The 14,684-nt window shown below is 69.6% G+C and carries 9 protein-coding genes; 5 read left to right on the top strand and 4 right to left on the bottom strand.

What is annotated here, in order from left to right:
• Positions 1 to 8: 8 nt before the first annotated feature.
• The 4 genes from F3087_RS16770 to F3087_RS16755 all read right to left on the bottom strand — a co-directional run bounded on the left by F3087_RS16770 (position 9) and on the right by F3087_RS16755 (position 2,688).
• On the bottom strand, positions 9 to 725 hold the full coding sequence (locus tag F3087_RS16770) for a hypothetical protein (RefSeq protein ID WP_150402806.1): 717 nt from the start codon (positions 723 to 725) through the stop codon (positions 9 to 11).
• 186 nt (positions 726 to 911) lie between these two features.
• Positions 912 to 1,166, bottom strand: a complete 255-nt coding sequence (locus F3087_RS16765) for a phosphopantetheine-binding protein (protein ID WP_150402805.1) — start codon at positions 1,164 to 1,166, stop codon at positions 912 to 914.
• 31 nt (positions 1,167 to 1,197) lie between these two features.
• Positions 1,198 to 1,845: an isochorismatase family protein gene (locus tag F3087_RS16760; RefSeq protein WP_150402804.1), complete on the bottom strand. Its 648-nt coding sequence runs from the start codon at positions 1,843 to 1,845 to the stop codon at positions 1,198 to 1,200.
• A 33-nt stretch (positions 1,846 to 1,878) separates the two neighbouring features.
• Positions 1,879 to 2,688, bottom strand: coding sequence for an SDR family oxidoreductase (locus tag F3087_RS16755; protein ID WP_191093983.1), 810 nt, complete (start codon positions 2,686 to 2,688; stop codon positions 1,879 to 1,881).
• A 160-nt stretch (positions 2,689 to 2,848) separates the two neighbouring features.
• Between F3087_RS16755 and F3087_RS16750 the strand changes: the two genes are divergently transcribed.
• The 5 genes from F3087_RS16750 to F3087_RS16730 all read left to right on the top strand — a co-directional run bounded on the left by F3087_RS16750 (position 2,849) and on the right by F3087_RS16730 (position 14,674).
• Positions 2,849 to 4,399 carry a (2,3-dihydroxybenzoyl)adenylate synthase gene (locus F3087_RS16750; RefSeq protein WP_223885133.1) on the top strand — a complete coding sequence of 517 codons (1,551 nt, stop codon included), beginning with the start codon at positions 2,849 to 2,851 and terminating at the stop codon, positions 4,397 to 4,399.
• A gap of 121 nt (positions 4,400 to 4,520) precedes the next feature.
• Positions 4,521 to 5,531: an iron chelate uptake ABC transporter family permease subunit gene (locus tag F3087_RS16745; protein ID WP_150402802.1), complete on the top strand. Its 1,011-nt coding sequence runs from the start codon at positions 4,521 to 4,523 to the stop codon at positions 5,529 to 5,531.
• Complete coding sequence (locus F3087_RS16740) at positions 5,528 to 6,574, top strand: FecCD family ABC transporter permease (RefSeq protein ID WP_150402801.1); 1,047 nt, start codon at positions 5,528 to 5,530, stop codon at positions 6,572 to 6,574. The genes F3087_RS16745 and F3087_RS16740 overlap by 4 nt, the downstream gene beginning before the upstream one ends.
• Before the next feature lie 41 nt (positions 6,575 to 6,615).
• The gene (locus tag F3087_RS16735; RefSeq protein WP_150402924.1) at positions 6,616 to 7,467 is read left to right on the top strand and encodes an ABC transporter ATP-binding protein; all 852 of its coding nucleotides are present in this window, start codon (positions 6,616 to 6,618) and stop codon (positions 7,465 to 7,467) included.
• A 160-nt stretch (positions 7,468 to 7,627) separates the two neighbouring features.
• Entirely contained in the window at positions 7,628 to 14,674 is a 7,047-nt protein-coding gene (locus F3087_RS16730) for an amino acid adenylation domain-containing protein (protein WP_191093982.1), read from the top strand.
• Positions 14,675 to 14,684: the final 10 nt, after the last annotated feature.

Here is a 14,684-nt window from a genome sequence, read left to right as displayed (position 1 = left end):
GAAAGGTATTACTTGGGGGCGGGAGCGGGGGTGAACGGCTGGTTGATCGTGGTGAAGTACTGGATCGCCGCGGCGATCGCGACCGGCGCGGTGATGAAGATCTGGCCCGCGACCGTGCCGAGGGCGCCCATGGCGGCCGCGCCACCGAGGCAGCCGGCGATGATGCCGCCGACGAACGGACCGAACAGGCCGACGATGGTGCCGCCGACGATCACGCCGCCGAGCGCGCCGCCCAGGACGCAGCCGACAGCCGCGCCGCCGAGGCCGCCGACCAGGGTGGCGATGGAGGCGCCGAGGCTGATCGTGCCGGTCATCCGCGACCAAGCGGCCTGCTCACGGTCGTACTCGGACTTCCACGGCGCCTTGTCCTCGAACGGCAGGGCGACCGGCTTGTAGGTGGCCTTGGCCAGGTCGAGCTGCGGGGTGAGGGTCGCGGTGCGGCCCGCGACGTCGGCCGCGATCGGGAACTCGAACTCGTCGATCCGGAACTTCAGCGGGGTGCCGGCCACCACATTTCCGTTGGCCGCCTTGATCTTCAGCGCGTCGCCCTCGACGACGATCGAGCCTGCGTCGATGGAGACGATCGCCTGGGAGTCGGTGGACTCGGCGGTGAAATTGATCGGCGCGTCAGCGTCCGCGGCCGGAGCCGCGTTGACGGTGCCGGCCGAGACGCCGAGCGCTGCGATCAGCAGCGTGGCCGTCGCGGCAAAGTTCCTCATCAACATTCTCAGATCCTTCTTAGGTGTGGTCGGGATGCGGTGAGCTTAGGATAGGCACTCCTAAACCTGTCAAGAGGTACGTTCTACCCCCGAGACGCCGCCCGGAGGCGTGCTTCATCACCCCAGATGCCAAGGCAGGCACCGGGTTACGCGATTTCGCCGCCCGATCGAGCGGTCAAGGCGTCGTCGTGGTTACCTCTCCACCCGGTCAGTGGGCACAAGGACCTCGAGCCAGGCACTCAGCACCGGCTCGGCCGCCAGGGTCGCGAAGTCGGCCTCGTCCACACCGGCGGAGCGCCACTTCTCCACCAGTGACATCAGTCGCACCGAATCCAAGCCCGCATCAGTGAGATCCGCGTCTACCGGCACCTCGTCCGGTGTCACACCCAACGCGGCCGCGATATCGGCGATCACGTCCTGGCGGCCGAGGGTAACCGGCTCGCTCATGTTTTCCTCCGTGTCAGTCAGCAAGGCCGCGTCAGGCCGCATTCGATTGCCGCAGCGCGAATTCCAGCGCGTCGGTCGTCGTCACCGCGCCGCAGCGGCGGGCCACGTAGTTCATGGCCATCAGGTGTTCGTCCCGGCCGAAGTCGGCGGTCGCGTCCAGCACCACGAACGGCTTGATGTCGTTCATGAACGCGTCCGCGGCGCTGAGCATGCAGCCCATGTGCGCGTACACGCCAGTGACGACGAGCTGGTCGCGGTTGTAGTGGTTCAGCAATTCGCGCAGGTCGGTCCGCTGGAACGCCGAGTAGCGCCACTTGGTCACCTGGATGTCGGCCGGACCGGGCTTCAGGTCGGCGACCACGTCGGTGGACGGACCCGTGGTCAACCCGCTACCCCAGAAATCCGCGAGAATGCCGCGGCGCGAGGGATGTTGATCGCCGGGCTGCATCGTGTAGATCACCGGAACGCCGGCCGCGTTGCACCATTCACGCAGCCGCCGGATGTTCGCGATGACCGACGAGATCGGTTCCTGGTCCAGCTGATACGCGTCGATGAAGTACCGCTGCATGTCGTGGATCAGCAGCGCCGAGCGCGACGGATCCAGCGACCACGGCACCTGGTTCGCCACGATGTCGTCGCGTCCCGGTATCGAATACGGTGCTATCGGCGGGATAGCCAACAGTCTTCTCCTGTTCAGTGATGTCGGACAGTGTCAGGCGTCGAACGTGGCGCCGCCATCGACCCGCAGGTCATGCATGGTGATGTGGCGGGCACGCGGGGAAGTCAGGAAGTAGATGCTCTCGGCGACGTCTTCGGGCTGGGCCACCCGGCGCAGCGGGATGCCGAGGCGGAAGTTGGCGGGGTCGCCGGCCAGCACGTGATCGCGGGCAGACTCGGACAATTCGGCCGCGTCCTCGGCCCACATGCCGCGCAACATCGGTGTGTCGGTGGATCCCGGGGACACCATGTTCACCCGGACGCCGGACGCGGCCACCTCCAGGCCGAGCGCCATCGCGAACGCGCGGGCCGCGGCCTTGGACGCGCCGTAGGCGGCCATGCCGACCCGCGGGGTGCCCGCGGCGTTCGAGGTGACGACCACGATCGAGCCGCCACCGTTCGCGGCGAGCACGGCGGCGGCCCGCCGGGTGACGTTCATGGTCCCGGTGGCGTTCACCGCCAAGCACCGATCCCATTGCGCGGCAGTCAATTCCGCCACCGAACCGGTTTCCAGGATGCCCGCCGCGTGCACGACGGATGCGATCGGGCCGACCCGTTCGGCGGCCGCGGCGAACGCCTTGTCCACCGAATCGGCATCGGTCACATCGACCTGTTGCGCGTGGGTGATGCTCTCGCCTCGGGTCGAGCCGATCTCGGTGGCCACGTCGTGCACCGCGGGATCCTGGTCCCACAGCACCACCGGCGCCGCCGATCTGGCCGCGAACATCTGCGCCGCCGCGCGGCCGATACCGCGGGCCGCACCGGTGACGATCACACCACCTTCGACTTTACTCTCCCGAGACATGTGCTTAGCCTAACCTTAATTCTCGATAGAAGTAAATCAACGACGTTTCGGCTGAAGGAGTTCGCCAGTGCCGTCTCAATCCGACCTAACCCCTTGGCCCGCAACGGAAGTCGAGCAGTATCGCGCATTGGGGTACTGGACCGGCGAGACCTTCCCCGGCATGCTCAGCGCCCGCGCGGCGGCGACGCCGGACGCGATTGCCGTGTTAGACGACCGGAATCGGTGGACCTACGCGCAACTGGAGACGCGCGCCAGTTCACTCGCGGCCGGGTTCCTGAACCTCGGCGTGCAGCCGGGCGATCGAGTGCTGGTCCAGCTGCCCAACATCGCCGAGTTCGTCGAGGTGATCTTCGGGCTCTTCTACGCGGGCGCGCTGCCGGTCTTCTGCCTGCCCGCGCACCGCCAGTCCGAGCTGATCCCGATCGCGCAGGCCAGCGGCGCGGTGGCGATCGTCACCTGCCATCACCACCAGAAGTTCAACCACGCAACCCTTTCCGCGATCCTGCGGGACAACTCCGCCGCGCTGCGGCACCTGATAATCGTCCCGGACCGGCAGGGCGCCGCGCTGCCCGGCGGCACGCACGCCCTCGACGACCTGCGCGCCGAACCACGCGAGCTGCCGCAGGTGGACGCCGCCGACGTCGCGTTCCTGCAACTGTCCGGCGGCAGCACCGGGACGCCGAAGCTGATCCCGCGCACCCACGACGACTACCTCTACAGCGTGCGCCGCAGCGCCGAGCTGTGCGAACTCGACAGCACCAGCGTCTACCTCGCGGCTTTGCCGGTCGCACACAACTTCCCGATGAGCTCGCCGGGCATTCTGGGCGCGCTGGTCGCCGGCGGCACGGTGGCGATGGCCATCGACCCCTCCCCCACCACCGCGTTCGGCGCGATCGAACGGTTCGGCGTCACCATCACCGGACTGGTCCCGCCGCTGGCCCGGCTGTGGGTCGAACGCGCGGAAGCAAGTACCAAGTACGACATTTCGAGCCTGAAGGTGCTGCTCGTCGGCGGCGCCCGCTGCCCGGACGAGCTGGCCCGCCGCATCCGTCCCGCGCTCGGCGCGACGTTGCAGCAGGTGTTCGGCATGGCCGAGGGCTTGGTCTGCTACACCCGGCTCGACGATCCGGAAGAGGTGGTGCTGGCCACCCAGGGTCGCCCGATGTCCCCGCACGATCAGGTCGCGGTGGTCGACGAGCAGGGCAACCACGTCCCGCCCGGCACCGACGGCCTGCTGATCACCAAGGGGCCGTACACAATTCGCGGGTACTACCGCAACCCCGAGGCCAACGCGTCCTCGTTCACCGCGGACGGCTGGTACCGCACCGGCGATGTGGTGAACCTGCGCCCGGACGGCAACCTGGTGGTCAAGGGCAGGCTCGGCGACCGGGTCAACCGCGGCGGCGAGAAGATCTCCGCCGAGGAGATCGAAGCGCACCTGCTGGACCACCCGCTGATTCGCGACGCGATCGTCGTCTCGGTGCCGGACGAGCGGCTCGGCGAGCGCAGCTGCGTATTCGTGCTGGCCGCCGACCCGGCCACCCCGCCGGCACTCGGCCAGATCCGCCAGTTCGTCCGCGAACGCGGCGTGGCGACCTGGAAGATCCCCGACCTGCTCGAGGTCGTCGACAGCTTCCCGGAAACCAGCGTCGGCAAGATCAGCCGCCGCTCCCTGCGCGCCGCACTCACCGCGCAGGCATCCGCGACCTGACCCCGCCGGATCTGCCGATTCTGGTTCTCGCGATTACTACCGACCGAGACGACACGCTAGGGTAGGCAAACCTAAATATTACTTCGCCTGTCACCGCTCGGAATCGTGGAGAAATTACCAGATGGAAGGTACGCGCGCACGGGCCAGGCGCTGGCCGGGGTGGCTGCTGGCGGCTGCCGTACTGGTAGCCGCCTGCTTGCTCAGCCTCATGATCGGCACCAAGGCGATCCCGGCCGGGCAGGTGTGGGATGCGCTGTGGGGTTCCGACGGGTCGGCGGACGCGCTGGTCATCACCGAGTATCGGGTACCGCGCACGCTGCTCGGACTGCTCGCCGGAATCGCACTGGGCGTGGCCGGCTGCCTCATGCAGGGGCTGACGCGCAATCCGCTGGCCGATCCGGGACTGCTCGGCATCAATGCCGGAGCGGCGTTCGTCATCGCGATGGCGGTCTCGTTCCTGGGCGTCACCGAGATCACCTCGTACGTGTGGTTCGGGTTCATCGGCGCCGCACTGGCGTCGGTCGTGGTGTATCGGCTGGGCACCGCGGGCAGGCAGGGGACGGATCCGGTCCGGCTGACGCTGGCCGGAGTCGCCATCACGGCCGTGCTCTCCGGACTCACCAAAGGTCTGATTCTGCTGAACCCCAAGGCCTTCGACCAGATGCGGAACTGGGATGCCGGATCGTTGACCGGGCGCGGTCACGACGTCATCGCCGGCGCCGCGCCGTTCATTCTCGTGGGCCTGGTGGCGGCGGTGATCGCCGCGCGCTCGCTCAACGCCGTCGCGCTCGGTGACGACCTCGCCCACGCCCTCGGCGTGCACGTCGGGCGGACCCGGCTGCTCACCGTCACCGCGCTCACCCTGTTGTGCGGCACCGCGACCGCCGCGGTGGGGCCGATCACCTTCGTCGGCTTGGCAGTGCCGCACATCGCACGCTGGATCGTCGGACCCGACCAGCGCTGGATCGTCGCCTACTCCATGCTGCTCGCGCCGATTCTGGTGCTTGGCGCGGATATGCTGGGACGCATCATCATTCGGCCCGATGAAGTCGCGGCAGGATTGGTCACCGCCTTCCTCGGCGCACCCATCCTGATCTGGCTGGCGCGGCGACCCCGGGTGGGTGCGCAGTGACCGCGATCGATTTCGGCCACTCGGTGCTGGTGGTCCGGACCCGCCGCCTCGCCGCGCGGGTGAGTGTTCGCACCGTGGTGGTGTGCGCGGTCCTGGTCGTCGCGGCCCTGGTCGTGGCCGTATTGTCGCTCGGCACCGGCGATTACCCGATTCCACCGGATCGGGTGCTGCGGGCGCTGTTCGTCGGGGATCAGCGTTTCGACCGGCTCGTGGTGTGGGAGTGGCGATTTCCCCGCGTGGTGCTCGCGCTGGTATTGGGTGCGGCGCTCGGGGTGAGCGGCGCGATCCTGCAATCGGTGACCCGCAATCCACTCGGCAGCCCGGACCTCATCGGCTTCAACACCGGCGCTTACACCGGCGCGCTCATCGTCATGCTGGTGCTGGGCGGCGGCGGATTCGAGACCTCGGCGGGCGCGTTCCTCGGCGGATTGGCTGCGGCCCTGGCCATTCAGCTGCTGGCCTTCCGGCACAACGTCACCGGCTTCCGGCTCATCATCGTGGGTATCGGCGTCAGCGCGATGCTGGCCTCGGTCAATACCTGGCTCATTCTGCGCGCGGATCTCACCGCCGCCATGTCGGCGGCCGCCTGGGGCGCCGGCTCGCTGGGCGGGGCCAACTCGGCGCAGATCGGGCCGGCGCTCATCCTGCTGGCGGTGCTGGCCGTGGCCGCGGTCGCCGCCGCGCCCCGCTTGCGCATCCTGGAATTGGGTGACGATCTGGCCCAGTCGTTCGGCGTCCGGGTCGGACGTGACCGCCTGCTGCTGATCGTGCTGAGCGTCGCGTTCTGCTCCGTCGCCACGGCCATCGCCGGGCCTATCGCCTTCCTGGCCTTGGCCGCACCGCAATTGGGCCGCCGCCTGGCGCGCACCGCGTCCACCGCCTTGGCCCCGGCCGCTGCCATGGGTGCGCTGCTGCTGGTGACCTGCGACTGGATCGCGCAACGGCTGTTCGCGCCCACCGCACTTCCGGTCGGCGTCGTCACCGTCTCGGTGGGCGGGTTGTATCTGGCGTATGTGCTGGTCGCCGAGGCGCGACGGAACTAGGGGAAACGACCATGAACGAGAAACACAGCGCCGGAATCGAAATGGCCGCGGATCGCGCGCCGGCGCAGACGAACGGCCACAGTGCGCCAAAGGACCAGGTCCGATTGCGAGCCGACCAGGTGCGCCTCGGCTATCGCGGCCGGATCATCAGCGACCAGCTCTCGGTGGATATCCCGGACGGCGCCTTCACGGTGATCATCGGCCCCAACGCCTGCGGGAAATCCACCCTGCTGCGCGCGCTGGCCCGGCTGCTCACCCCGGAGGACGGCGCAGTCCTGCTCGACGGCAAAGCCATCACCGCCTATCCGGCCAAGGAGGTGGCCCGCCGCATCGGCCTGCTCCCCCAGTCGTCCACCGCGCCGGACGGCATCCGGGTCGCGGATCTGGTTGCACGCGGCCGATATCCGCACCAGACCCTGCTCCGGCAGTGGTCGCAGGCGGACGAGGCAGCGGTCACCGCGGCGATGGCGGCCACCGGCGTCACCGATCTGTCCGCCCGCTCGGTGGACGAGTTGTCCGGCGGCCAGCGCCAACGCGTCTGGATCGCCATGGTGCTGGCACAGGAGACGCCGATCATTCTGCTCGACGAGCCGACCACCTACCTGGACATCGCGCATCAGATCCAACTGCTGGACCTGTGCCGCTCGCTGAACCGGGAATCCGGCCGGACCGTGGTCGCCGTCCTGCACGACCTGAACCACGCCTTCCGCTACGCCGATCACCTCATCGCCATGCGCGACGGCCAGGTGATCGCCGCCGGTGCGCCGCGCGAGATCGCGACCGCCGAGCTGGTGCGCGAGGTCTTCGCGCTCGGCTGCCGGATCATCGAGGACCCGGAAACCGGTGCGCCACTGGTGATTCCGCTCGCCGAAAACGCGGCCGCCACGGAGTGATCCGGCGCCGGGGAGCAGCCGGACAGGTGACCCGGGTCATGATTTCCGTCTGAAATTAATGTTAGGCTAACCTTCCTTGCGCCGGTACGGCCGGACGCTGCCCGAGCCCGGGCAGACCGAGGGACGAGGCGCGCGAACAATGCTGATGAAGGGAGCTTTCGTGGGACCGGAGGACCGGGACGAGTCGAACGACGGTCACCGAGGACTACCGCTCACCGGACCGCAGCTGGGCATCTGGAACGCCCAGCGCTTCGACCCGGAATCCGGCCGCTACCTGGTCGGCGAGGTACTCGAGATCTCTGGCGCGAAACCCGTCGACGTGGAACTGCTCGCCGAGGCCATCCGCCGCACCGTCGCCGAAGCCGAGAACATGCGGCTGCGGTTCCGCGAGACCGCCGACGGCCCACGGCAATTCGTCACCGAGGCCGCAGCCGTCCTGCGGCCGGTCATCGACTTACGCCTGGCCGCCGAACCGTTCGCGCTGGCCAACGAGGCCGTGGCGCTGGAGCGGCAGCGCGCCGCCGAGGACTGCCGCGTCATGGTGGACCGGCAGCTCTACAACTACACGCTGATCCGCGTCACGGACTGCGACGTGTGGTGCGTGCAGCTGTACCACCATCTGATCGTCGACGGCTACAGCGCGGCCATGCTCTCCCGGAAGGTCGCCGCCCACTACACCGCGCTGCGCCGTGGAAAGCCCACGCCCAAGCAGACTTTCGGCACCATCGCGACCCTGGTCGCGGAGGAGCAGGAGTACCGCGCGAGCGAGCAGTTCCAACAGGACCGCCGGTTCTGGCGCGAGCAGCTGACCCCCTGGCCCGACATGGACGGCCGCGGACAACATGTGGGCGGGGCGGTCGAACGCACCCTCCGCGCGGAAACGGCGCTGTCCGCCGAAACCCTTGCCTGCCTGCGCGAATGCGCCGACAACTACGGCATCACCTGGGCCGATGTACTGGTCGCCGCCTACGCCGCCTTCCTCAACCGCCAACTCGGCACCTCCGACGTGGTGCTGTCCATGCTGCTCATGGGCCGCGTCGGCCGAGCGGCCCTGACCACCCCGGCGATGGCCGTCAACATCCTCCCGCTGCGCCTGCGCGTGCACGCCGCCGACCGGTTGAGCGAACTCGGCCCCCGGGTGGCCGAAGCCCTGCGCGAGGTCCGCGCGCACCAGCGCTACAGCGGTGACGACCTGGCCCGGGACTTCCACGGCTACAACGCCGGTGAACTCCTGCACGGCGTCGGCATCAACCTCAAGCTCTTCGACTTCGCCTTGGACTTCGACGGCTCCCGCGGCGTCCTGCGCAATATCGCGGGCGGCCCGCCCGAAGACCTCGGCCTCACGGTGACCCCGCTCCCCGACGGCACCCTCCTGCTCGGCTTCGAACCCGATGCCCGCAGCAACGACCCCGAGACAGTCCAGCAGCGAATCAACGGCCTGGCTCGCGCGATCGTCGCGTTCACCGGCAGCGACAAGCCGGCGGTGGGCGCACTCGAGCTCATCGACCGAGAAACCCGAAGCCGCCTGCTGGACAGCCGTTTCGGCCCCACCACAACCGCTGCGGTCGAACTGGTGCCGGATGCGTTGACGAGACTGGTGGCCGAGCAACCCGACGCCGTCGTCCTCGCAACGGCCGAAGGACAGTGGACCGCAGCCGAGTTCGGCCATCGGGTCGACACGCTCGCTCGATTCCTGCGTGCGCACGGCGTCGGCCCGGAAGCGATCGTCGGTGTGGCACTGCCCCGCTCGGCCGATCTGGTGGTGGCGTTGTTCGCCGTTTGGCGGGCCGGCGGCGTCCATCTCCCGCTGGACCCGGAACATCCGGCCTCGCGGCTGCGCGCCGTAATCGCCGATGCCGCACCGACAGTGGTGCTCAGCTCCGATCTGCTGGCCGCCGATTTGCGGTCCGACCACGACGGACCGTCCTCCGCCGTGGAAGACGCGCTGCCGCCGATCATTCCGGCCCGGGTGTGGCACGCCGGGCCGGCGGAGGGCGCGGACTCGGCGGATCCAGTTGAGCCGCAGCCACTCCCGGGCAACGGCGCATATCTGATCTATACCTCGGGCTCGACCGGCCGCCCGAAGGGCGTGCTCGTGGAACACCGCGCGCTGGCGCACCTCTTGGCTGCCCACCGTGCCGGGATGTACGCCGACACGGCCGCGCGCGCCGGCCGGCCACTGCACATCGCGCACACCACCTCCTTCGCCTTCGACGCCGCCATCGATCCGCTGCTCTGGCTTCTCGACGGCCACCGAATCCATGTGTACGACAGCGATATTCGTCGTGACCCCCGCGCACTGGTCGAGGCGTTCGCCCGGGACGGGATCGACGTCGCCGACGGTACGCCGACCTTCGCCGCCGCCCTGCTGGAGCACGGGCTGACCGACATCGCACTGCTGGCGCTGGGCGGCGAGGCCTGCCCACCCGATCTCTGGCAGGCGATTCAGCATGCGGGGATCCCGGCGATCAACCTGTACGGGCCGACCGAGGCCACGGTGGACGCGCTCTGCGCCCCGGTGCAGGACGCGCGCCCGCGCATCGGGCTGCCGCTGCCGGGAGCACGGATCTATCTGCTGGACAACGCTTTACATGCCGTCGCCGACAATCAGGTCGGCGAGCTGTATCTGGCCGGGCCGCAGGTGGCACGGGGCTATCTCGGGCGGCCGGAGGCCACCGCGGATCGGTTCGTGGCCGATCCGTACGGACCCGCGGGCGCGCGGATGTACCGCACCGGTGACCGGGCGCGGTGGGTCCCGGGGCGGGGCTACGAGTACGTCGGACGTAGCGACAATCAGGTCAAGATTCGCGGGCATCGAGTCGAGTTGGGCGAGGTCGAGGCCGCGCTCGGCAGCCTGCCGGAGGTGCGGGCGGCAGCGGCCGATATCCGGGAGATCTCGGGCCGGCCGACGCTGGTCGGATACGTCGTACCCTGTGGGGCCGTGCCGAATTCGGTGCATTTGCGGTCGCGGCTGGCGGATCTGGTGCCCGACCATATGGTGCCGTCGCGGTTGGTGATGGTCGACGTACTGCCGCACACCGTGAACGGCAAGGTCGATCGCGCGGCGTTGCCGGAGCCTGCCGCGGAGGTGGCCGGACGGCTGCCCGCCACCCCGGCCGAATCGGCGATGTGCGAGGTGGTGGCGACCGCGCTCGGGTATGACGCGGTGAGCGTCGACGACGACTTCTTCGGGGCCGGCGGCGACAGCATCACCGCGATCAGCGTCAGTAGCCGGTTGCGCGAGCGAGGGCTCGTGCTGTCGCCGCAGCAGCTGCTCACCCGGCGGCCGCTGGCCGAGCTCGCCGCCTCGGCCACGGTGCTCGGTGCCGGGAAAACGGCGCCCGAGGCCGCCCCGACGCGGCCGGCGGCGCACGTTATCGCGTTGCCGCAGCAGAGCATCGGCGAGCTGACGGCCCGCTACGGGACGATCGACGATGTGCTGCCGCTGTCCCCGCTCCAGGAGGGGCTGCTCTTCCACGCGCTGCGGGACGGGGACGCCGATGTATACACCATGACGGCGCGCTTCGACCTGGACGGCGCGGTCGATCCGGATCGGCTCGCGCAGGCCTTCGAACGGACGCTGGACCGGCATCCCAATCTGGGCGCGGCCTTCTGCTACGAGGAGTTCGACCAGCCCGTCCAGGTAATCCCCGGCGAGCGCCGAATGCTGTGGCGCGTCGAAGATCTGCGCGGGCTTTCGGCCGAGGAAGCCGAGCGTGCGGCGGCGGAACTGGGCAGGCAAGCGGGCAGCGATCCGTTCGACATCGCCGAACCGCCGCTGCTGCGCGTGCTGCTGATCCGGTTGAGCGACACCGCGCAGCGCCTGATTCTCACCGCGCATCATCTGCTGGCCGATGGCTGGTCGGTGCCGATCATCCTGCGGGAGACGCTCACGCTGTACCACGGCGACGGCGAAAACCTCGCTGTCCCTGGCTATTACGGGGATTACCTGGCTTGGCTGATCGCCCAGGACACCGATGCCGCGATCGCCCGATGGAGCGAGTACCTGCGGGGCGCGTCCGCACCGACGCTGGTCGGCGTCGCCGGACCGCACTCCCCCGCGCAACTGCTGCGAATCCCCTTGCCGGACAACACCGCGACCGAACTGGAACGACTCGGGCGCGAGCACGGCCTGACCATGAGCACGCTCATGCAGGGTGCGTGGGCGCTGGTACTGGCCGATCATCTCGGCCGCGCCGACGTGGTGTTCGGCACGGTCATCTCCGGACGCCCGGCGGATCTGCCCGGCGTGGAGCAGACCGTCGGCCTGTTCAGCAATACGATTCCGCTTCGGCTGCGGCTGGATTCGAGCCGATCGCTGTTCGATCAGCTGGTGGACTTCCAGCGCGGCGCGTTCGAGATGCAGGAACACGGCTACCTCGGCCTGGCCACCGTCGAACGGGCGGCCGGACTCGGCCGGCTGTTCGACTCCCTCGTCGTCTTCGAGAACTTCCCGAAATCCGGCCTGCGCCAGCCGGATTCGCACGAGTTGCGGGTCGCCGACGTCGCGGTGCACAGCCTCACCCACTTCCCGGTCACGGTGACCGCGAGGCCCGGCGATCGCTTCGACCTACTGCTGCACCATGATCCGGCGGCAGTACCGGAGTCCACGGCCACCCGGCTGGCCGAGCGGCTGGGCACGGTGCTCACCGCCCTGACCGCGACGCCCGCGGCCACGGTCGCGGCGGTGCTGGCCGCGACCACGCAGCGCGAGACCCACGGCGCCACCCTCGCGGACTGGGGTACGGCGGTCGATCCCGAGGCCCCGGCGGTCACCTTCGAGGGAGCGACCATCAGCTTCGGCGAGTTCGAGGCCACCGCCAATCGCCTTGCCCGCTGGCTGATCTCGCGCGGCATCGGCACCGAGACCGTGGTGGCGGTGACCATGCCCCGTACGCCCGACGCGGTGATCGCGGCGCATGCGATCGTCCGCGCCGGCGGCGTCTACCTGCCGATCGATCCCGAACAGCCCGCGCAGCGCATCCAGCAGATCCTCGACACCGCCGCTCCCGCACTGGTTCTCGGTACCCTCGACGACCTGGACACCGCGGCCTTCGCCGACACCCCGGTCACCGATGCCGAGCGGATCGCGCCGCTGCGCCCGGTGAACACTGCCTACCTGCTGTTCACCTCCGGATCCACCGGCGTGCCCAAGGGCGTCGCCGTGGCGCACGAGGCGATCGTGAACACCTTCGAATGGTTGCAGCGCCGGCACGGTTTCGGCCGCGGCGACACGGTCCTGTACCGCACTCCGCCGACCTTCGACGCCTCCCTGCTGGAGCTGTTCCTGCCGCTGCACGTCGGCGCGCGGATCGTGCTGACCCGGCCGAACGGGCACCGCGACCCGTACTACCAGGCGCAGCTCATGCGCGCCGAACGGGTCACCGCGCTGCAGATGACCACCTCCATGCTCACCGTGCTCGGTGAGGAGGCGGACCTGACCGGATACACCGATCTGCGTTGCGTTTTCACCGGCGGCGAGGCCCTGCCCCCGGCCACCGCGCACCGCATCTCCGCCCTGACCGGCGCCCAGGTGGACAACCTGTACGGTCCGACCGAGGCCGCGGTGTGCATCACCTATCACGAGGCCACCGGTCTGGATCAGGTGTCGGTGCCCATCGGCCGCCCGGCCAGCCGGGCCGGCGTCCGGGTGCTCGACGAACGGCTGCTCCCGGTGACCGCCGGCGCCATCGGCGACCTGTATCTGACCGGTGTGCAGCTGGCCCGCGGCTACTTCGCCCGCCCGGACCTGACCGCCGCGTCGTTCGTCGCCGATCCGCACGGCAGCGGCGAAAGAATGTATCGCACAGGCGATCTGGTGAAATGGAACCCCAACGGGGAACTGGAGTACGTGGGCCGCGGCGACAGCCAGATCAAGCTGCGCGGCCAGCGCATCGAACTCGGCGATATCGAGGCCGCCCTGCTGGGTTGCGCGGGCGTCGCCCAGGCGGTGGTGCTGCTGCGCGAGGACACACCGGGCGATCAGCGCCTGGTCGCCTATCTCATCGCACGCTCCGGCGTCGACCTCGACACCGAGGCCGTGCGGGATTCGGTGCGAACGGCCCTGCCCGCGCACATGATTCCCGCCGCGTTCGTGGTGCTCGCCGAGATCCCGCGCACGACCAGCGAGAAGATCGACCGCAAGGCGCTGCCCGCACCGGCCGAGCCGGCGACCCCGGCCGAACCTGCGCGGGTGGTGATCACCGGTGCGGCAACAGAATTCGCGGATGCCGACACAGCGGAAGCGGTACGTGCGGCCATGGCAGCGGCGCTGTCCGCCGCCGAACTCGACCTGGATGACGACTTCTTCGCCACCGGCGGGCATTCGCTCACCGCGGTCCGGCTGGTCGGCCGGCTGCGCCGCGCGGGACTGGCGGTCGTGCTCGACGATGTCTTCGCCGCCCCCACCGCACGCGCACTGGCGGCACGGATCGCCCAGGCCGACACCGCCGTCGAGGGCGCGACCGAGGAGGGGCTGGCTATGCTGGGCAGCCGCCTCGATCATGTGCTGCCGCTGCGTGCCAACGGTTCCGGCGCACCGCTGTTCTGTGTGCATCCGGTGGGCGGCACCGCATGGCAGTTCGGTCCGCTGGCCCGCCTGCTGCGCGCCGACCGGCCGATCATCGGCCTGCAACTGCCGACGCTGAGCGGCACCGGTTTCCAGGCCGAGACGCTCGACGAGCTGGCCCGGCACTACCTGGCCACCATCCGTGGCATCCAGCCGCGCGGCCCGTACCACCTGCTCGGGTATTCGCTCGGCGGCACCATCGTGCACGCCCTGGCCGCGCTGATGATCGCCGAGGGCGAGTCCATCGCCTATGTGGGCATGGTGGATTCGCATCCGCTGGCCAACCTCGTCGATCAGGCCGAACGGGCACTCGCCGATCCCGCCGATCTGGATCGCCTGCTCCCCGAACTGCCCAGTGACGCACCGGAACTCGCGGCGGCGATCCGTACCGCCGCGGCCACGCTGCTCGGCATGGTCACCCGCTCGACCGCAGCGGACTATCGCGGCCCGATCGCGCTGTACTCCGCCGACGACGGCGCCGACCCCGGACGCGCCGAGGCTCAGCGGACCGGCTGGCATGCGCTGGACGCGCAACTCACCGTCCGCCGACTCCCCTACTCGCACTTCGACATCGTGTCCCCGAAGGGCTGGACCGAGATCGCGGCGCTGCTCGACGTGGATCCGGTGATCCACCCATGACCCCCTCCCC

The sequence above is a fragment of the Nocardia colli genome (assembly GCF_008704205.1).
GTDB classification, from domain to species: domain Bacteria; phylum Actinomycetota; class Actinomycetes; order Mycobacteriales; family Mycobacteriaceae; genus Nocardia; species Nocardia colli.
Note: the sequence above shows the minus strand (reverse complement) of the source record. Positions and strands in the feature narration are given on the sequence as shown.